Source organism: Arthrobacter sp. BI5 (assembly GCF_056680065.1).
The window spans coordinates 2,774,438-2,794,522 of record NZ_CM155264.1; the positions used below are offsets into that span (position 1 = coordinate 2,774,438).

Here is a 20,085-nt window from a genome sequence, read left to right on the forward strand (position 1 = left end):
CATTTGCGACGCGGGGGCCGGCAGACCCTAGCGTCGGACGATTGACCTCAAGAGCCTCAATGCTACCGAGAGTGAGGCCATGTCATCGGCCTCGAGCGCGTTCACCTCGTCGAACATGCTCTTCGCCCGCCCCAGCTGCTCCACATTCTGGCTTTCCCAGGCCGCCAGCCGCTCTTCCGCCGGGAGATCCGACGACGTCGCCTCCAGGACCGCCGTCGTCATGTCCGAGACGGTCGAGTACAAGTCATCGCGCAGGGCCGCCCGGGCCAGCGCCTGCCAGCGGTCCTTCCGGGGCAGCTTGGTGATGCGCTCCAGCAGCGAATCGGCGTGGAAACGGTTGAAGACCGTGTAGTAGACATGGGCGATGTTCTCCACCGGCTCGGAGCTGACGTGAACGATCTTGGCGATGTCCAGCAGCACAAAGCTTTCGAACAGCTCGGCCCAGCGATGCGCCAGGTCCTCGGGGAGTTCCCAGCTCCGGGCCTTCTCCAGCCACTGCGACACCCGCTCGCGGTCGTCGCCGCGCAGGTAGTCCAGCAGCCGGGCCCGCATCGGATCCATCAGCGGCTTGAATTCGGCCACGATCTCGGCGATAGGCCGTGCCGCGTTGCCCTGGCTCAGGACCCAGCGGACTGCGCGGTCCAGCAGCCTGCGGATGTCCAGGTGGACGGTGCTCCAGTGCTCGGTCGGGAAGGACGCCGGCAGCTCGTTGAGCTCGGCCACCATGATGTCCAGCTCGTAAACTTCGCGGAGGGCGACGAATGCCTTGGCGACGGCGGACTCGGTGGCTGAGGTTTCCTCCATGGCGCGGAACGCGAACGTGATGCCGCCCAGGTTGATCATGTCGTTCGCAACGACGGTCGCGATGATCTCCCGGCGCAGCGGGTGGGTGTCCAGTTCGGCGTCGAACCGTTCCCGCAGCTGCTTCGGGAAGTAGGCGCGGAGCGTCTCGCGGAACCACGGGTCCTCCGCGAGGTCGCCGTCGCGCAGCGCCGTCGCGAGTTCGATTTTGGCGTAGGCGGCCAGGACGGAGAGTTCCGGCGAGGTCAGCCCCTGGCCCTGCTCGAGGCGCTCGCGCAGCGTCTCGGTGGTGGGCAGCGCCTCCAGCTCACGCTTGAGGTCGGCGGATTTCTCCAGCCAGTCCATCAGCCGCTCGTAGCTGGGGCTCCATTCGGCCACCCGCATGCGGTCGTTGAGCAGCAGGATGTTCTGGTCGATGTTGTCCTCGAGCACCAGCCGGCCCACTTCGTCCGTCATCGAGGCAAGGAACTCTGCCCGCTCGGCCGGGTCCAGCTTGCCGGCGGCCACCATCCGGTCCACGAAGATCTTGATGTTGACCTCGTGGTCGGAGCAGTCCACGCCCGCCGAGTTGTCGATCGCGTCCGTGTTCAGGATGACGCCCTGCAGCGCGGCCTCGATCCGGCCGCGCTGGGTCATGCCCAGGTTGCCGCCTTCGCCGACCACCTTGACGCGCAGCTCCCGGCCGTCGACGCGGATGGAGTCGTTGGCCTTGTCCCCGACCTCGGCGTTGGTCTCGGTACTCGCCTTCACGTAGGTGCCGATGCCGCCGTTGTAGAGCAGGTCGGCCGGGGCCAGCAGGATCGCACGGAGCAGTTCCGGCGGGCTGAGCCGGGTGGTGCCCTCCGGCAGTCCCAGCGCCGCCCGCACCTGCGCGGAGACGGGAATGGATTTAGCCTGGCGGGCGAAGACGCCGCCGCCTTCGCTGATCAGCGACTTGTCGTAGTCATCCCAGGAGGAGCGGGGCAACTCGAAAAGCCGCTGCCGCTCCGTGAAGGAGGCCGCCTCGTCCGGGTTGGGGTCCAGGAAGATGTGCCGGTGGTCGAACGCAGCGAGCAGCCGGATGTGCCGCGAGAGCAGCATGCCGTTGCCGAAAACGTCACCGGACATGTCGCCGACGCCGACGACGGTAAACGGCTCGGCCTGGGTGTCCAGGTCCAGCTCGCTGAAGTGCCGCTTGACCGATTCCCAGGCGCCGCGGGCGGTGATGCCCATCGCCTTGTGGTCGTAACCGACGGAGCCGCCGGAAGCGAACGCGTCGCCGAGCCAGAAGCCGTACTCGGCCGCGAGGGAGTTGGCGATGTCCGAGAATGACGCGGTTCCCTTGTCCGCCGCGACGACGAGGTAGGAATCGTCGCCGTCGTGCCGGACGACGTCGGCGGGCGGCACCAGCGTCTCGCCCTCCGGGGTGGTGACCAGGTTGTCGGTGATGTCCAGCAGGCCGCGGATGAAGGTCTTGTAGCTTTCGATCCCCTCGGCCATCCAGGCGCCGCGGTCCGCGGCGGGATCCGGAAGCTGCTTGGCGTAGAAGCCGCCCTTGGCTCCGGTGGGGACGATCACGGCGTTCTTGACCGTCTGGGCCTTGACCAGGCCCAGGATCTCGGTGCGGAAATCCTCCCGGCGGTCAGACCAGCGCAGCCCGCCGCGGGCCACCTTGCCGAAGCGCAGGTGGACGCCCTCGACGCGGGGCGAGTAGACCCAGATCTCGTACATCGGCCGCGGGAACGGCAGCCCGTCAATGCCGGAGGGGTCCAGCTTGAAGCTGACGTGGGTCTTGTCCTGGTAGAAGTTGGTCCGGAGCGTGGCCTGGATCAGGTTCTTGAAGGTGCGCAGCACCCGGTCGGCGTCGAGCGTGGCCACCTGCTCGATGGCGGCGTCCAGGCCGGCGCGGACCTCGTCCTGGCGCTGTTCGCGGTCGCCGGCGGCCAGCGCCGGGTCGAAGCGCGCGGCGAAAAGGGCGTTCAGTCCCCGGGCCACGTCCGGGTTGGCCAGCAGGGTGTCCGCCATAAACTCGAAGGAATTGGTGTTGCCCATCTGGCGCATGTACTTGGCGTAGGCGCGCAGCACCACCACCTGGCGCCAGTGCATGCCTTCGCGGAGCACCAGGCGGTCGAAGCTGTCCGATTCCACGGCGCCGGACACCGCCGCGCCGAAGGACTCGCCCAGCAGGGCTCCGGTGCGCTCCGGGTCCACCCCGGCCGGGTACTTCAGCCCGAGGTCGTAGAGGAAGAAGTCGCGGTGGTCGGCCGTCTCAATCTCGAAGGGGCGTTCGTCCAGGACCTCGAGGCCAAGGTTGTGGAAGTACGGCAGAATCTGGCTCAGGCTCTTGGGTTCGAGCATGTACAGCTTGACCCGGGCGTCCTCCTCGAGGGTGGCGCCGGCGCCCTCGGGCAGGTAGACGTGCACGCCGGGCTGCTCGACGGCGGGCTCGGCCGCGCCTTCGGAGGCGGCGCCCTGGGCGGCGGCACCATGAGCGGCGGCACCATATTTTTCGAACCGGGCGATGTCCTGCAGCGCGTCCTCAACCTCGTAGTCGACGCGGTAGCCGGCGGGGAACGCCTCGGCCCAGACCGCCGCGAGGTCCTTGGCACCGTTCTCGCCGTCGGCGCCGGCCCGGGCGCGCAAGACCTCGGCGATGCCCTCGCTCCAGGAGCGCGCGGCACGGACCAGCCGCTTCTCCAGTTCGTCACTGTTGACGTGGCTGACGTCGGCATCCTTGGGAAGCCGGATCCGGAAGAACAGCCGGGCGAGGGCGGATTCGGTCATCCGCGCCTCATAGTCGATCGAGACTGCGTCGAAAGTCTCCCGCAGCTCCTGCTCGATGCGCAGCCGGACATTGGTGGTGTACCGGTCGCGGGGAAGGTATACCAGCGCGGACATGAACCGGCCGTAGATGTCCGGGCGGAGGAACAGCCGGGTCCGGCGGCGCTCCTGCAGCCGCTGGATGCCGGTGGTGATGGCGGCGAGGTCGGGGATTTCGATCTGAAAGAGCTCATCGCGCGGGTAGGTCTCAAGGATGCCAAGCAGGTCCTTGCCGGAGTGCGAGTCCGGCGGGAACCCGGCATCGCGCAGCACGGCGTCGACTTTCTCGCGGACCACCGGGATGTCCCGGACGGAGCCGGCGTAGGCGGTCGTGGCGAACAGGCCGATGAAGCGCCGTTCGCCGTTGACGTTGCCGGCGGCGTCGAAGCTTTTGACGCCGATGTAGTCGAGGTAGGCGGAGCGGTGCACCGTGGAGCGGGAGTTGGCCTTGGTGATCACCAGTGCCCGCTTCTCGCGCGCCTTCTTGCGGCCCGTTTCGGTCAGGTGCTGGATCTGGTGGCGGGTGTCGGCGCCGTTGCGCAGCAACCCGAGGCCGCTGTCTTCCCGCAGTTCCAGCACGTCCTCGCCGGATTCGTTCAGCAGGTCGTATTCGCGGTAGCCCAGGAAGGTGAAGTTTCCGTCGTCGAGCCAGCGGAGCAGTTCCTGCGCCTGGCGGAGCTCGGCGATCTGGCCGGAGTTGGCCACCTTGTCGAGGGCGTCGGATATCTCGTGCGCCTTGTTGCGCATCTTCGGCCAGTCCTCAACCGCGGCCCGGACGTCGCCGAGCACCCGGGTCAGGCCTTCGATCAGCTCGGCGCGCTGCGCATCATTGACCCGGTCGATCTCGACAGCGATCCAGGATTCCATGTGCGAGGCGTTGTCGCCCTGGGCGATCAGGTGCGACAGGTTGGGCATCGCCGCCGTGTCGCCGCTGGAGATCCCCAGGTGCGAGGGCACCCGGGCGACCTTGACCAGCTGGCCGGTCGCGCGGTTGCGGGTGACGACGAAGAGGGGGTGGATCACGAGGTGGATCGGGGACTTCTGCCGGACGAGTTCGGCGTTGACGGAGTCCACCAGGAAGGGCATGTCATCGGTGACGATGTAGATGACGCTGGCTTCGGCCTCGTCGGAGATGGAAATGTTCGCCACGCCGGGCTGGCGGGTGGCGGCCGCCTGCAAGTGGGTCTGGGACCGGGCGGTCAGGACATCTTCGCCGTAGGCGCGGGCGTCCTCCTCGGCGAGATGTTCGTAGTAGTCCGCGAAGTACCCTTCACCGGCACCGATCGAAACGGGTTGATCCTCCACGCTGGACCCAGACGACATCGACAAACGCCTCCATCAAAAAGTTCATTGCCGCACCGTTGCGGCCCTCATGGCGAGCCTAGCCCCTTAGGCCGGCCTTTGCTGTGGAAGAAAGAACAGAGGCTTTGCGATTTCGCTGGACAGGTGCACAAACCAGCGAGGCGAGGGTCCTGCGCAGGGGCGAGTCGGGCGCGGCCTCGAGCAGCAGCGAGCCGGCCAGCAGGGCTGCGTCACACGCTGCCGGATCCGCCGGAAGGAACGCCTCCAGCGGCACCGCGGGGCCGTAGCGCGCCCACGCCTCGCGAAGCTGGCGTTCCGGGGAGCGTCCGACGGCGGCGGCCCGCACCTTGTTCAGGATGACCCGCGGGGATGCCTGCGGGACGGCCGCCGCCAGTTCAGCCAGGCCGCGCACCAGCCTCGGCACCCCCACCGGGTCGGCGGCGCCGACGGCAAAGACGGTGTCCGCCAGCTCCAGGCTGCGCAGCGTGGCGGCGTTGCGGCGCGGCGCCATCGAGTCAAAGCTGAGCTCCTCGTCGGCCTCGAGGCAGAAGCCGGCGTCGATCACCGTGACGTCGGCGACCTCCCGGGCCCGTTCGTAGACCAGCGTCAGCGCCGCGGCGCGCAGTTCGGTCCAGCGGTCGGCGCGGGTGATGCCGGTGAGGACCCGGAAGGTCCCGGCACGGCTGGCCACCGGTGCGGCGATCCGGAGCAACGCGGCGCCGTCGAGCAGCCCCTGGTCCGCCAGCCGGCAGGCCTGCGCGAGTCCGGCAGCCTCGTCGAGCAGCCCCAGCACCGCGGCGACGCTGGCGCCGTAGCTGTCGGCGTCGACCAGCAGCACGGATTTGCCTTCCGCGGCCAGTTCACCGGCGATGTTGGCTGCCAGCAGCGTCCGGCCGGGCGAGCCGGCCGGGCCCCAGACGGCGATGATCCTGCCGGTCGCGGGCTTGCCGCCGACGGCTGCCCCGGCTGCCCCGGGATCCGGCCTGCGGTCCCGGGCACGCTGCGCTGCTGTACCACCCGCTGCAGCACTACCCTCTACCGTGTCCGCCGCGCCGGCGGATCTGCGAAGCGCCGCGGAATGGTCGGCGAAGGCAGTGGCCGGCGGTCCGGGCCGCTCCCCCGCGAGCTGCGCCACCGCAGCTGCAATCAGGATGGCGAGCGCGGCCGGTTCGACCCCGGAGACCTCGGCCGTCACCCCGATCCCCCGCAACCTGGCGGCTTCCTCGGGGCTGTCGGTCAGCGCTACCACGGCCACCCCGACGGCGGAGAGACGGTCCACGAGGGAGGCAGTGAGCTCCGCACTGCCTTCCGCGACGACGGCGGCGCGGGCCAGCCCCGTCTGGCACGCGGCGAGCAGCTCGGCAAGTTCGCCGCAGCGGCGCACCACGGACACCGGCCCATGAAGCCGCTCCAGCCCGCCGACGAGGTCGTCACGGGTCCGCCCCACCGTCACCACCGGAATGCCCATCAGGGCGCACCGCCCGGATTCCAGACCACGGAGATGTTCGCCTTGTTCGCCTGCGCCCCCAGCAGTTTCGGCATCTGCCCGTCCGGGACCAGCACCATCACCACGGTGGAGCGTTGCGACCCCAGGGCTGTGCTTCCCGGCGTGAGTTGCGCAATCTCGGCCCCCGGGAGCAGCAGTGTGGGCTCGCTGAACCCGTTTCTGGTGTCCGGAAGCGCTACCCAGACATCCACCCGCGAGCCGGCTACCGCCTGCGGCGGCAGGGCTTCATCGATGGTGATGGCGACGGGCTTGCGGTCCAGCCCGTCCTGCCGGCCGAAGCTCTCGCGCGGCAGGAGCTGGTCCTTGCCGACACGCTGAACCGCCACCAACCCGTCAGCCAGGCCCGACTCCGGCGTGAAGTAATGCCCTTCGACGTCACCCAGCCGGACCTTGACCCGGTGGAGTTTGTCCGGGGTGAGCTTCTCGCCGACTGCGATCGGTTCGCTGGCCGCAAAGGCCTCCGTGGTCTGGTCAGCCGCAGCCACGAGCGAAACGACACCGGCAACCGAGGCCAGCACCAGCAGGATCCCCACGAGGAGCCGCGGGTCCTTCCACGAGGGCTTTTTCAACCGGGCGCCGCCGGCAACCGTGCTCACACTCATGCGTCCTGCTCCCCCTGTAGTTGCAGCCCGGGCTGCGGGCGCCGGACACCCCTATTGTCACGAATTGGTGCCCCGGCGGGAAGAGACCTAGGCAAACAGCAACAAATTGTGGATAACGGCCCCAAACGCCGCCACTGGTGGCAAAATGGTGCCATGCCCCGATTCCTGACCCTCGCCGACGTTGCCGAGCAGCTCCAGATCAACTCCCCCGCTGCCTACGCCCTTGTCCGCAGCGGCCAGCTCAAGGCCATCCAGGTGGGGGGCCGCGGCCAGTGGCGGGTTGAGGAGACCATGCTGGAGCAGTACATCCAGGAACGCTACGCCGAGGCCAGCCGGATGATCGAGGAGGCCCGGGCCAGGGGCAACTGAGTCCGTCCGGCTACCCGTCGGCGCCGCGTGCCGATCTCACCCCGGCAAGGGCGCCAAAGGGAATCGTTGCCACCGCGCGGACATTGGCCGGGCGCCGTTCCTCGCCCGGACCGGTGACGGCCAGGTCCAGGTAATCGAGCCCGACCCGGTCAATGACCCCGTGCAGAGCGGATTCCCCCGCTGCCCCGCGGGACACCATCACGGCCACGCTGGCGCGGTCCCTGGCCAGTCCCCGGAGTGCGCTGGCCAGTCCGAGCCGCTGCCGGACTTCCGCACCCGCGCCGACCGCCAGCCCGGACAGGCCCGCGTACCGAACCGCAGCGGCGTGGGGAATTAGCAACTGGTGCCGCTCCTCGTCCAGGACCAGCCACTGGCTGCCCGCGTGGCTCAGGGTCCCTTCGTACACCGTCCCGGAGCCGAGGTGCACGCCGATCCGAAGGCCCACCGAACCCCGCAGCCGGTCCGCCAGCTCGACCGTTGCGGCTTCCACCCGCGCCCGTTCACCGACTTCGACGTCGAGGTCGGTGCGTTCGCCGGCAGCCAGCTGTGCCTCCAGGTCTGCAAACAGATCGTCCCAGCGCATGGCGACAGCGTAGGGGTGGTCCCGGCGGCGGTCAATCCACATTCTTTCGTTCAGCTCTGGACAAACCACCCTAACGGGACCAAACTCGCTTAAAACACCCTAAGCGCATCAAACCGCATCAAAACACATCAAACTTAGTCCCAGCCACAGTGCAGGCGGGCGGCCGGGCCCAAGGAGGAGGCAGTCATGGACACCACGGAACTTTCCCGCGGCGGGCACGGGCCCGGCACCGACGCCGCCCTGGCGTTCCTCATCCTCCTGCTCGGAACCTTCCTCGCCGGGTCGGGCGCCCAGCTCACCCAGCGCCTGCACTCCTCGGCCGCGCGGCGCCAGTCCCTCTCCTTCGAGGACCACCTGGCAATTGCCGCCAACACCACCGGGTTGATCATCGTCGCCTGGTGGGTGCTGTCCTTTCTGATCGCTGTCACGGCCGCGCTGCTCGAACGCAGCGGCAGCCGCCGCGCCGCAGTGGCCGCCGGCCGGTTCAGCCCCGCCTTCATGCGCCGGCTGGCCCTGGCCGCCGTCGGGCTGCAGCTCGCCACGGCCCCGCTGGCCTACGCCGGTCCCGGTTCAGGGGCGCCGGCACCGCCCACCCCGCCGGCCGTTGCCGCGGCGTGGACCCCCACGGGCGGCGCCGTGGGCGGTACCGTACCGGCTGCCGGCGCGCCGGTGCCGGCGCCTGGTCCGGCGGCCGCTTCCGCCCCCTCACCCCAGCCCGCACCGATGCCCGTCCCCTCCGCCAGGTCCCGGACCCTTGGCGCGGATCCGCACTGGACACCGGGGCCGCCGCCGGTGGACCCCCGCGCGCTGGCGCCCCTCCCGCAGCGTCAGCAAAAGCCGGCCGCGGGCGCGGGCGAGGTCACCGTCCGGGCCGGGGACTCACTGTGGAGCATCTGCGCGGCGGAGCTGGGCCCGCTGGCGTCCGACGTCGACATCGCCCTGGCCTGGCCGCGGCTCTATCAGGCCAACCGGAAGCTCATCGGCAGCGATCCCGGCCTGCTGCTGCCCGGGCAGGTCCTTCGGCTGCCGGCCAATCCCTGAAACCCGCCCACCCGTACCCCCATCGAACGACAGCAAAGGAAGACCCATGAGTTCCGTAACCGGCATCCGCGCAGGCGCCGCTGTCCCTTTCCCGGCCGCGCCGCCGGGGCCCTGCCCGGTCCCCGGGCCCTCCGGGCCGCGCGGTCCGGCACCGGCCCTGCGGGTCGTGGACCAGGACCGCGAGGTATGCGCGATTTGCCGGTCCACCGTGCAGGCCGCCATCGAGGTCCTCGCCGGCACGCGCCCCGCCCAGCAGCTCGCGCGCCGGCTGGACGAGCGCTGCCTGGCCGCGCTGCAGCACCGGGCCGCCCTGACGCGCCGTGTTGCGTCCGGCACCTCCCCGACAGCCGGCCGGCTGCACCGGAACCCGGCCGTCCGCTCGGTCCGCGCCTTCCGGGTGTCCGAGGACGTCTATGAGGCCAGCGCCGTGGTGGCCGACGAACTGCGCGTCCGCGCCGTCGCCCTGCGGCTGGAGCGCAGCAGGCTGGTCTGGCGGGTCACCGTCCTGGAGATCGGCTGAGGATTCGCGCCAGGAACGAGGGAAAGGAGGTCAATACAAAAAGCAGGGCCGGAACTGTCGTTCCGGCCCTGCTTTTTTGCTGTCAGCGCGTCGGAGTTAGCGGCGCTTCTTCTTGTTCGCGCGGCGCGGCGACTCCTGGGCTGCGGCCTTCGCCGGGTTGCCGGAACGGCCGGAGGACTTCGCCTCGACCCGCGTCTGGGCTGCCCCGTCCTCGCCCGGCGCCGTGTACTGCAGCTGGGCCGGCTGCTCCGGTGCTTCCAGGCCGGCGGCGTGGATCTGCGGCTCGAGGTGCTCCGTGTGCTGGCCCGCGGCGTCGGCCACCACAACGTCCTGCGCCGGGGTCACCTCGACTTCCAGGTTGAACAGGAAGCCGACGCTCTCCTCGCGGATGGCCTCCATCATGGCCTGGAACATGATGAACCCTTCGCGCTGGTACTCGACCAGGGGATCGCGCTGGGCCATCGCCCGGAGGCCGATGCCTTCCTTGAGGTAGTCCATCTCGTAGAGGTGTTCCTGCCATTTGCGGCCGATCACGGAGAGGACAACGCGCCGTTCAAGTTCGCGCATGCTCTCGGAGCCGATCAGCTCCTCGCGGGCCTGGTAGACCAGGCGCGCATCGGAGAGGATCTCCTCCTTCAGGAAGTCGGCCGTGATCCGCGACTTGCCGCCGGCCTCGTCGATCACATCGCGCGGTGCGAAACTGACCGGGTACAGGGTCTTCAGGTTGGACCAGAGCAGGTTGAAGTCCCAGTCGTCACCGGTGCCTTCGGCGGTCGCCTCGTCGATGAACGCGGTGATCGTGTCCTCGAGGAAGTACTGGACCTTTTCGTGCAGGTCATCGCCTTCCAGGATCCGACGGCGGTCGCCGTAGATTGCCTCGCGCTGGCGGTTCAGGACGTCGTCGTACTTCAGCACGTTCTTGCGCTGTTCGGCGTTGCGGCCCTCCACCTGGCCCTGGGCCGAGGCGATGGCCCGCGAGACGAGCTTGGATTCGAGCGCGACGTCGTCCGGCACGGAGCTGTTCATGAGCCGCTCGGCTGCGCCGGAGTTGAACAGCCGCATCAGGTCGTCGGTCAGCGACAGGTAGAAGCGGGACTCGCCCGGGTCGCCCTGGCGGCCGGAGCGGCCGCGGAGCTGGTTGTCGATCCGGCGGGACTCGTGCCGCTCGGTGCCGAGCACGTAGAGGCCTCCGAGGTTGAGGACTTCCTCGTGCTCGTCCTTGACCGACTGCTTGGCGGCCTCGAACGCAGCCGGCCAGGCGGCCTCGTATTCCTCGGAATTCTCCTCCGGATCGAGTCCGCGCTTGGCGAGCTCGGCGACGGCGGTGAACTCGGCGTTGCCGCCAAGCATGATGTCGGTACCGCGGCCGGCCATGTTGGTCGCGACCGTGACGGCGCCCTTGCGGCCGGCCTGCGCCACGATGGACGCCTCACGGGCGTGGTTCTTGGCGTTCAAAACCTCGTGGCGGATGCCTTCCTTGGCCAGCAGCCGGGACAGGTATTCGCTCTTCTCGACGCTGGTGGTGCCGACCAGGACCGGCTGGCCCTTTTCGTGCCGCTCGGCGATGTCCTTGACCACGGCGTCGAACTTGACCGTCTCGTTCTTGTAGACGAGGTCCGGCTGGTCGATGCGCTGCATGTCCCGGTTGGTGGGAATGGCGACAACGCCGAGCTTGTAGGTGCTCATGAACTCGGCGGCTTCGGTTTCGGCGGTACCGGTCATGCCCGCGAGCTTGTCGTACATGCGGAAGTAGTTCTGCAGCGTGACCGTGGCGAGGGTCTGGTTTTCGGCCTTGATCTCGACGCCTTCTTTGGCTTCGATCGCCTGGTGCATGCCCTCGTTGTACCGCCGGCCGGCAAGGATACGGCCGGTGTGCTCGTCCACGATCAGGACTTCGCCGTCGAGGATGACGTAGTCTTTGTCCCGCTTAAAGAGTTCCTTGGCCTTGATGGCGTTGTTCAGGAAGCCGATCAGCGGGGTGTTCGCGGATTCGTAGAGATTATGGATGCCGAGGTAGTCCTCGACCTTCTCGATGCCGGCCTCGAGGACGCCGACGGTGCGCTTCTTCTCGTCGACTTCGTAGTCGGTCTCGGGCTGCAGCCGCAGCACGACCTTGGCGAACTCGCTGTACCAGCGGTTGGTGTCGCCCTGCGCGGGTCCTGAAATGATGAGCGGGGTGCGGGCTTCATCGATGAGGATGGAGTCCACTTCGTCGACGATGGCGAAGTGGTGGCCGCGCTGGACCAGTTCGGATTTGTCCCACGCCATGTTGTCGCGCAGGTAGTCGAAGCCGAATTCGTTGTTGGTGCCGTAGGTGATGTCCGAGGCGTACTGCTCGCGGCGGACGGCGGGGTCCTGGTTGGAGAGGATGCAGCCGCTGGTCAGGCCGAGGAAGCGGTAGACGCGTCCCATCAAATCCGACTGGTACTCGGCGAGGTAGTCATTGACGGTGATGACATGCACGCCTTTGCCGGTGAGCGCGTTGAGGTAGGCCGGAGCGGTGGCCACCAGGGTTTTACCTTCACCGGTTTTCATTTCGGCGATGTTGCCCAGGTGCAGGGCGGCGCCGCCCATCAGCTGGACGTCGAAGTGGCGCATCCCCAGGGTGCGGGACGATGCCTCGCGGACGGCGGCAAACGCCTCGGGCAGCAGGTCGTCGAGCTTCTCGCCGTCGGTGTGGCGGGCACGGAGACGGTCGGTCTCTTCGCGCAGTTCGGCGTCGGTGAAGGTCTTAAAGGAGCTTTCCAGGGCATTGATGGAATCGGCATAGTTCCGCAGTTGCCGCAGGGTCTTTTTGTCACCCGTGCGGAGAAGTTTTTCAATAAGTGATGCCACGTGAAATTGCTCCCAGTCTCAAGCTGCCGAATTCCGGCGTGTTTAGTCTACGGGAGAGACGCAGGGCGGGACGCGCCTGTTCCCTCAGAGCGGAGGCAAGCCGGCCACGGCCCGCCCAAGCGCCGGCGCCAGGTCCCCCACGGGGGCGACAACGATCCGGTCCAGCTCCAACCACTCTGCCATGAGCTGCAGTTCTTCGGCGAGTTCGACGGCGGTGTCCACCGGCGCGCCGGGCTCTGCATGGCTGCCGCGGACGAGCAGGCTGCCGGTCGCCCGGTCTGCTTTCAGGTCCACGCGCGCCACGATCCCGTCGCGCAGCAGAAACGGCAGCACGTAGTAGCCGTAGCGGCGCTTGGCTTCCGGGGTATAGATCTCGATCCGGTAGTGGAAGCCGAACAGTTCCTCCAGCCGGCGTCGTTCAAAGACAAGGGAATCGAAGGGGCTGAGCAGTGCACGGCCGCGGGCCGCGCGGGGCAACCCGGCGTCCGCGTGAAGGTAAAGGGGCCTGTTCCAGCCGGTGACCGTTACCGGCTCCAGCCGCCCGGCCTCCACGAGTTGCTCCACCGCGGTGGCGGCGGCGCGCAGCGGGGTGCGGAAGTAATCCGCGAAGCACCGCACGGTGCCGATCCCGTGGGCCTGCGCCGCGGCGTAGATCAGCCGGACCATGGCCGCCGCGGCGTCCGGTTCCCGGCCTGCGGCGGGGTCCGCCTGCGCCGGCTCCGACCGGCCGTCCGGGAGCGAGGCCGCCAGGACCCTGGCGGTCAATGTGTAGCGGCGTTCAAAGGACCCGGTCCGTGACGCGGCCGAGACAAGGCCCTCCTCGAAGAGGTGCTCGAGGACCCGTTTGACCGCGTTCCAGTTCCACCCCCAGTTGTCTTTTGGCCGGTCCTCCACGTGGCCCAGCCTGGCGGTGAGTTCGGCGGCGGTCAGCGGCCGGCCCGCGCCCAAAACCTCCAGCACGCGCTGTGCCACCTCGCCGCGCAGCTCCGGGTCCATGGCGTGGGCGCCGACCCATTTGCGCTTTTGCCACAGCACGAGGTCCGGGAAGTGCTCGGGCCGGATGAAGCTGGCCTCGTGGGCCCAGTACTCCATCATCCGCCGCGGGTGCTTTTCCGCCATGCGGTGCAGGATGGCGCGGTCGTAGTTCCCCAGCCGGGAAAAGAACGGCAGGTAGTGGCTCCGCGAGAGCACGTTGACCGAATCGATCTGGACCAGGTGGAGGCGGGCAAAGGTACGGCCCACCGCCCGTGCGCTCACGGGTGCGGCGGGCCGGACCTTGTCCAATCCCTGGGCTGCCAGTGCGATCCGCCGCGCCTGATTGAGGCTCAGCGATGCGTGCACGTCAGTCCCTTCGTTGGATGGTCACCAGCTCAGGCGCTGGCAGGCTCATCCTCTGAACGATAAGCGATGATCTTCTCTTCCAGCGTAGCCTCGCCCGGTTCGCAGGTCTGGTCCAGGCTGATGACGCCGTAGGTCCAGCCTTCCCGGCGGTAGACGACCGAGGGGGCCTTCGTCTCCTTGTCCACGAACAGGTAGAAGTCGTGGCCCACGAGTTCCATATTGTCGACGGCGTCGTCGAGCGAGAGGGACGCTGCAGGGAAAACCTTCCGGCGGATCAGCACCGGCGAGTCCCCGGCCGGGATGTCATTCTCCAGCTCGTACGGCGATTTCTCTGCCGGCGCGGACTGCGGCGGACGGCTGGCTTCCTCATAGATGGGCTCGCTGGTGCTCGCGGGCTCCAGGGATGCCGTCGCCTCGGTGACGGACTTCGGCGTGTGCCGGCCGTGGTGGACCTTCTTGCGGTCCTTGGCCCGGCGCAACCGTTCAAGAAGCTTGTTGTAGGCGAGATCGAAGGCGGCAAATTTGTCTGCCGCGCTGGCTTCGGCGCGGATCACGGGACCTCGTCCGAGGACTGTGAGCTCTACGGTGAGCAGTTCGGCGGTCTGGCGGGCCTTGGTCTCCTTAGTGACCTTCGCATCGACCCTCTGGACCTTGTCCCCCAGGGACGCGATCTTTGAGATCTTTTCGTCGGCGTATTCGCGAAACCGGTCGGAAACCGTCAAATTACGTCCGCTGATCATGAACTCCATGGTGCCCTCCAAATGACTTCGGTGACACGACAGCGGCGCTTCCGGGGGCTGATCTGACTGACAGTCGAGCCCCTTTCCGAGCCGCTATCGACAGGTACATCTGTTCTTGGTACCCATCTTCGACGTTAGTTCATAGCCCCCTGTTATTCATCTTTTTTTTGTTTATTTTTTTCCTCCCGCCCGTGGTTCCCGCCAGCGGCGGGGATTGCCGCGGCAAAGTCGTACTGGTCCGGCGGGCGTGTCGCCGCGAGCACCACCGCGCCGCGGACAACGCCGCCTGCGGCGCGCAGCGCCCGGGCCGCTTCGGCCAGCGTGGCACCGGTGGTGAGCACGTCGTCGACCAGGACGCAGGGCGCACCGACCAGCCGCGCCCGGCGCGTTGCGCCCTTGACCCGCATGGAACCGCGGACCTGCCGGACCCTGGCCGCTCGGCCCAAGCCCTTCTGCCCGCCGGGCCAGCCGGGCGCCGCCGTGCTGCGGCTGCCGGGAGCGGCCGCCGCGGGACGGGTCCGGCGGAGGACATTGGCGACGTCGGCCCGGTCCAGCGCCGGATTCCGCCGGGCCCTGGCGAGCAGCAGGTGCACCGGGCTGAACCCCCGGCGTCGAAAGGCCGCGCTGCTGGTGGGGACGGGCACCAGCACGATCCGCTCCGCTTGGCCGGCAGCGGCACCGACGGCCTTGACGAGCGCCGCGGCCAGTTCCTCGGCCAGCTGGCGCTGGCCGTATCGCTTGAAGGAGAGCACCGACTGCGCCAGCTCCGCCCGGTAGATGCCGGCCGCGACCACCGGCAGCAGGAGGGAGCCGTCCATGTCCACCAAGGCGGGAGCCCTCCCCTCGGCCCGGAACGGCCGGCGCGTCAGCTGGCGGATGCGCCGGGTACAGGCGGCGCAGAGGGTCCGGTCCTCCGCTCCGCAGCAGACGCATTCCACCGGAACGGCGAGCGCCAATAACTCCGCGGCGGCAGCGGCGGCCCACTCCGCGACCCGCGCCGGCCACCGGGAGTAGCCGCCGCGGTGTTTCGCCGTTCCTGGGTGCGGGGCGACGTCCGGGTCAGGGGTTCGGTCAGGGGTCCGGTCAGCGATCCGGTCAAGGGCGCGGCGCCGGAGTTTAGTCACCATCCAAGGCTGGGCGCGCCGTGCCCGGCGCGGCAGGGGTCACCGGCGCTATGTGGACAGGCAGCCGGTCAGCCCGGGAAGGACGGGTCGATGGCGCCCTTGAGCTGCGCCGACCAACCGTTGCCCAGGCGCTGGAAGATCCCTTCCGTGGATTGCCCGAAGATCTCCGCCGGCCCGTTGCCCGCGCTGAGCGCGGTCAGCCCCGGCCAGGGCGCCAGCTCCTGCGGAGCGGTTGACGTCAGGGAGAGCAGCTCGGGAGTGACGTTACCGCTGGCTGAGCTCTTCATCACCGCTACGGTCGTGTCGTTGACCCAGACACCGCGGTCCGGGGCCCGGGCCGTCAGCAGGGTGATGGGCGCGGTGAGGTCCCGGGGGGTGCCGTCGGCGGTCCGGACGATTCCGGTGATCTGGACGGAGGTCTTGCCGTTCAGCTCTGAAATGACGAGGGCCCGGGTTCCCTCCCGCGAGACCCTGAATTCCTTGACGCTCCGGCCGGCCAGCCATGGCGGCGCCAGGGTCACGGTGGGCACGGATGCCCCCGCCGCGACCCCGGTGGGTCGGTAGGCCAGGACCTCGGTGGTCCCGTTGCCGCCGGGTCCGGCGGTCCAGACCCAGTCGTAGCGGCCGAAGGACGGCCGGGAAAGGCTGGCCCGCGTGGTGAGCGCGCGTGCCGGCTGGCCAGGGATGATCGAGTACAGCGTGCTGTGGCCCCGGTTCAGGAACGCCACGGCCTGGGAGACCGGGGATTCGGCGGGCAGGCGCGGGGCCAGGGCCCGGACGGACTGGATGTCCGGCACCGGCCCCAGCTTGTTGTTCTCGTAGCGGACCAGGTCGTTGTTGCTGACGGCGATCTGGCGGGCCGGAACGTCCTCGTCCCGCACCGGCGGGAGCACAGATCCGTCATCTTCCACCCGCACCAGGTCCTGGTTGGCCCGCAGTTCCACGTTGATGACATCGGGCTGGCTGCGGAAGGTCAAGGCGAGCTGGGTCTGCATGCGCAGCCGGTCCTTGTTGGAGGCCTCCACGAGGTCCTTGGCCGTAAGGTCCACCTGCGCGGCGCCGGAAACCACCGGAACCGACTCGCGGGCCAGCTTGATGCCCGAGGGGAAGGCGCTCACCACGGCGCCCTTGAGGTAGGGGGCGGGACCGCCGAGCAGCGCACTGGCCATGGCCTTGACGGTCTTTTTCTTGATGAACCAGCGCATATCCGGCACCGCGTAGGTAAACGTGGGGTCGTAGAAGTAGATGGGGTACGCGCCGTAGATGACCTTGAACGTCTGTTCCGGGATGGCGGTGCCGTCCGGGATCTCCGCGATCCGCCACTCACCGTCCACCTTGGTCAGCGTCGCGGGAATGCTTTCCTTGGACCCTTCCGGCAACGCCGTGGCGACCCCGTCGGCGTCGACGGTGTAGGCGAGGTCCAGTTCGTAGTTGAAGACGTTTTCGACGGCGGTGCGCACGACACGGGCGGAGCGGAACACCAGCACCCGGCGGTCCGGCTTCCACTGCACCGACGAGGCCTGGGTGAGGTACTGCCGGGCGACGGCGTAGTCGTCCTCATAGCCGCTGCCCGCGAGATAGAAGTCCTCGATCACCGCTTCCGGGGTTGCGCCGGCCCGAGGAGCCACGGGGAAGAAGACCGGGGCGTTGTTGGGCTTCCCGGCACTCTCATCGGTGCTCTTGCCCACCGGCCCGGATCGCGGAATCTGGGCGCAGGACGTCAGCAGAACCAGGATCACCGCCAGCAGGGCCGCGGCGGGGCCGGTGAACTTCCCGGTGCCTTTCATGACTGCTCCTTCGTCCCGTCGCGGCCGGCGGCCGGACGGGGATCGGTGACGGCCGTCTCCAGCAGCAGCATCGTCCGTTCCGACTGGTCGCCGGCCGGGCCCACGTCGGCGGGTTCCAGTTGGAGCGGTGACCTGGTGATGGTTTCCCCCTGGCGCAGCGGCAGGGTGAGGCGGAAGTTGGAGCCGCGTCCCTTGTTGCCCCAGGCCTGCAGCCAGCCGTTGTGCAGCTTGGTGTCCTCGGTGGCGATGGAGAGTCCCAGGCCGCTGCCGCCGGTGGTCCGTGCCCGGGCGGGGTCGGCGCGCCAGAACCGGTCGAACACGCGGGCGGCTTCCGCGGCGCTCATGCCGATGCCGTGGTCCCGGACGGCGACGGCCACCGCGGTGTCGTTCGCCGCCACCGAGACGTTCACCGGCCGGCCCTCGCCGTGCTCCAGGGCGTTCAGGACCAGGTTGCGCAGGATCCGGTCAATCCGCCGGTCATCCATCTCGACAATAATGCTGCCGGCGGGGGCATTGAGCGTCACCTCGGAGCCGTACTCGGCGGCTACCGGGGCGACCCCCTCGATCACGTGCGAGATGAGCTGGACGATGTCGGTGGGTTCGGCGTCGAGCATGGCCACGCCGGCGTCGAACCGGGAAATTTCCAGCAGGTCCGCCAGCAGCGACTGGAAACGTTCGACCTGGTTGTAGAGCAGTTCCGCGGACCGCTTGTTGATCGGGTCGAACTGGTCGCGGGCGTCGTACAGCACCTCGGCGGCCATCCGTACCGTGGTGAGCGGGGTCCGGAGTTCGTGCGAAACGTCGGAGACGAACCGCTGCTGCATCTGGGACAGGGTGGCCAGCTGGGTGATCTGCTCCTGCAGGCTGGCGGCCATGTGGTTGAACGAGGCGCCGAGGCGGGCCACTTCGTCCTCGCCCTTGACCACCATGCGCTCCTGCAGCTGGCCGGCGGCCAGCTTTTCGGAGACGACGGCGGCATGGCTGACCGGGCTGACCACGTTGCGGGTGACGTACCAGGCGACGGCCCCGATCATGAGCGCCAGGGCTGCGGCACCGGCCAGCAGGACGTTCTGGATCTCGTCCAGGGTCTTTTGCGCCGTGTTGAGGTCATAGATGAGGTAGAGCTCATAGACGGTTCCGTTGAAGGTCACCTTGTTACCGACGGCGATCCCGGGGCGGTCCTCGGTCCCCACCGGGAACTCCGTGGAAGCCCAGAACTGGTCCTTGCCGGAGTCCTGGACCGCCTTGCGCAGCTCGGGAGGGATCACACTGATGGTGAGCTGGTCCGATGCCCGAGATTCTACCCACCGGTTGCGGGGTTTGGTCTGTTCGGGCATGGCTTCGAAGACATAGCGGCGCTGGATCACCGAGCCGCGGCCTTCGACCGCGTTCAAGGTGTCGTACACCAGGGTGATGACGCTCGACTGGTCGGTGACCTGGGCGCCGTCGAACGTGTCCTGGACCTGCTTGACGTTGTAGCGGGTCTCGGACTCCGCCTGGGCCAGCCGTTCCTGGAAGAGGTTGTTGGCGATCTGGTTCGACAGGTACGCGCCGACCACGGCGAAGGAACCGATGGCGAGCATGAGGGTGGTCAGCACGGTGCGGAACTGCAGGGACCGGCGCCAGCGCCGCTGCAGGGCGCGCAACAGGTACCTGGCTGCCGGCAGCAGGCGCGACGCTCCGGTGCGCACCAGCCGAAGAACGCGGGCGGTGACGATCCGGGCGCGACGTGCCCAGATGCGGGCGCGGAAAAGCGGACTCTGCCCGGCGGGCGGCGTCGGCGGCCCGGCGGGCCCGGGTTCCGGCTGCGGGTGGCCGTCCGCCGGCTCAGGAGCCTGCTTTATAGCCGACACCACGGACCGTCAATACAACTTCAGGGGCTTCCGGATCGCGTTCGATCTTCGAGCGCAGCCGCTGGACGTGGACGTTGACCAACCGGGTGTCCGCCGCGTGGCGGTAGCCCCAGACCTGCTCCAGCAGCAGCTCGCGGGTGAAGACCTGCCAGGGTTTGCGCGCCAGGGCGACGAGCAGGTCAAATTCCAGCGGAGTCAGTGAGATCCGTTCGCTGTTGCGGCTCACCACGTGGCCGGCGACGTCGATCGTCACGTCAGCGATGCGCAGGGTTTCGGGCGCCTTCTGGTCGCCCGGACGCAGGCGCGCCCGGACGCGGGCCACGAGTTCTGCGGGCTTGAAGGGTTTGGGCACGTAGTCGTCGGCACCCGACTCAAGCCCGCGGACCACATCCGAGGTGTCCGACTTGGCCGTCAGCATGACGATCGGCACATCGGACTCGCCGCGGATCTGGCGGCAAACTTCAATGCCGTCCATCCCCGGAAGCATCAGGTCCAGCAGCACCAGGTCCGGCTTGGAGGAGCGGAAAACCTCCAGGGCCTGGCCGCCGTCCGCGCAGAAGACGGGGTCGAAGCCGTCGTTGCGCAGCACAATACCGATCATCTCGGCCAGCGCCTCGTCATCGTCAACTACCAAAATCCGTGCCTTCATAGCTTATATATTCCCCTATTGAAATGGCTTTGTCGTATTCGGGCGGTCCCCGGCATGGCGCGGAGAGTTGCCCGCCGTGGGGCGGCCGGGCTGCGTCCGCCGGTAATCGCGCACCGCGAACCGGCCTAAGGCTTGCGGCCGGCCGCCGAAACTATAGGCTGGGGGCACAGCTGGCCCGGACTCACGCCGGGGCCTGCGGGCAGCAGGGCGTCCGTGCCCGGGCCGCGGGCGT

Annotated in this window: 14 protein-coding genes; 3 read left to right on the plus strand and 11 right to left on the minus strand. The window is 68.6% G+C overall.

Going from position 1 to position 20,085, the window contains the following annotated elements; genetic code table 11:
• Positions 1-27: 27 nt before the first annotated feature.
• From AC1MED_RS12755 to AC1MED_RS12765, 3 genes are read right to left on the minus strand one after another with little or no spacing between them, the layout of a single operon-like run.
• Positions 28-4,923, minus strand: coding sequence for an NAD-glutamate dehydrogenase (locus tag AC1MED_RS12755; protein WP_479783640.1), 4,896 nt, complete (start codon positions 4,921-4,923; stop codon positions 28-30).
• Positions 4,924-4,981: 58 nt separating this feature from the next.
• Positions 4,982-6,370 carry a CpaE/TadZ family protein gene (locus AC1MED_RS12760; RefSeq protein WP_479783642.1) on the minus strand — a complete coding sequence of 463 codons (1,389 nt, stop codon included), beginning with the start codon at positions 6,368-6,370 and terminating at the stop codon, positions 4,982-4,984.
• Positions 6,370-7,011 carry a CpaB family protein gene (locus AC1MED_RS12765; protein ID WP_479783643.1) on the minus strand — a complete coding sequence of 214 codons (642 nt, stop codon included), beginning with the start codon at positions 7,009-7,011 and terminating at the stop codon, positions 6,370-6,372. Before AC1MED_RS12765 ends, AC1MED_RS12760 begins: the two co-directional genes overlap by 1 nt.
• A 153-nt stretch (positions 7,012-7,164) precedes the next feature.
• On the opposite strand from AC1MED_RS12765, the gene AC1MED_RS12770 reads away from it, so the two are divergent.
• Positions 7,165-7,380 (plus strand): helix-turn-helix domain-containing protein, encoded by a 216-nt coding sequence (locus AC1MED_RS12770; protein WP_346959705.1) that lies wholly within the window; start codon positions 7,165-7,167, stop codon positions 7,378-7,380.
• Between the two features lie 10 nt (positions 7,381-7,390).
• On the opposite strand, the gene AC1MED_RS12775 is transcribed toward AC1MED_RS12770, so the two are convergent.
• Positions 7,391-8,005: a hypothetical protein gene (locus AC1MED_RS12775; RefSeq protein ID WP_479783644.1), complete on the minus strand. Its 615-nt coding sequence runs from the start codon at positions 8,003-8,005 to the stop codon at positions 7,391-7,393.
• 144 nt (positions 8,006-8,149) lie between these two features.
• Here AC1MED_RS12775 and AC1MED_RS12780 point away from each other — a divergent pair, with 144 nt between their 5' ends.
• Both AC1MED_RS12780 and AC1MED_RS12785 read left to right on the plus strand, forming a co-directional pair.
• A complete protein-coding gene (locus AC1MED_RS12780) occupies positions 8,150-9,004 on the plus strand; it encodes a LysM peptidoglycan-binding domain-containing protein (RefSeq protein ID WP_479783646.1) in 855 nt (284 codons plus the stop codon).
• Between the two features lie 46 nt (positions 9,005-9,050).
• Entirely contained in the window at positions 9,051-9,524 is a 474-nt protein-coding gene (locus AC1MED_RS12785) for an Rv3235 family protein (protein ID WP_479783647.1), read from the plus strand.
• Positions 9,525-9,620: 96 nt separating this feature from the next.
• Here the strand turns inward: AC1MED_RS12785 and secA are convergent, their stop codons facing one another.
• The 7 genes from secA to mtrA all read right to left on the minus strand — a co-directional run bounded on the left by secA (position 9,621) and on the right by mtrA (position 19,853).
• Positions 9,621-12,359 carry a preprotein translocase subunit SecA gene (gene secA, locus AC1MED_RS12790; protein WP_346959709.1) on the minus strand — a complete coding sequence of 913 codons (2,739 nt, stop codon included), beginning with the start codon at positions 12,357-12,359 and terminating at the stop codon, positions 9,621-9,623.
• An 84-nt stretch (positions 12,360-12,443) separates the two neighbouring features.
• On the minus strand, positions 12,444-13,700 hold the full coding sequence (locus AC1MED_RS12795) for a winged helix-turn-helix domain-containing protein (RefSeq protein ID WP_479783649.1): 1,257 nt from the start codon (positions 13,698-13,700) through the stop codon (positions 12,444-12,446).
• A gap of 29 nt (positions 13,701-13,729) precedes the next feature.
• Complete coding sequence (gene hpf / locus AC1MED_RS12800) at positions 13,730-14,449, minus strand: ribosome hibernation-promoting factor, HPF/YfiA family (RefSeq protein ID WP_346959711.1); 720 nt, start codon at positions 14,447-14,449, stop codon at positions 13,730-13,732.
• 143 nt (positions 14,450-14,592) lie between these two features.
• A complete protein-coding gene (locus tag AC1MED_RS12805; RefSeq protein ID WP_479783650.1) occupies positions 14,593-15,564 on the minus strand; it encodes a ComF family protein in 972 nt (323 codons plus the stop codon).
• A gap of 68 nt (positions 15,565-15,632) precedes the next feature.
• Positions 15,633-17,351, minus strand: coding sequence for an LpqB family beta-propeller domain-containing protein (locus AC1MED_RS12810; protein WP_479783651.1), 1,719 nt, complete (start codon positions 17,349-17,351; stop codon positions 15,633-15,635).
• Positions 17,348-19,207 (minus strand): MtrAB system histidine kinase MtrB, encoded by a 1,860-nt coding sequence (gene mtrB, locus AC1MED_RS12815; RefSeq protein WP_479783653.1) that lies wholly within the window; start codon positions 19,205-19,207, stop codon positions 17,348-17,350. The genes AC1MED_RS12810 and mtrB overlap by 4 nt, the downstream gene beginning before the upstream one ends.
• Positions 19,179-19,853, minus strand: a complete 675-nt coding sequence (mtrA, locus tag AC1MED_RS12820; RefSeq protein ID WP_346959715.1) for an MtrAB system response regulator MtrA — start codon at positions 19,851-19,853, stop codon at positions 19,179-19,181. The genes mtrB and mtrA overlap by 29 nt, the downstream gene beginning before the upstream one ends.
• Positions 19,854-20,085 lie beyond the last annotated feature (232 nt).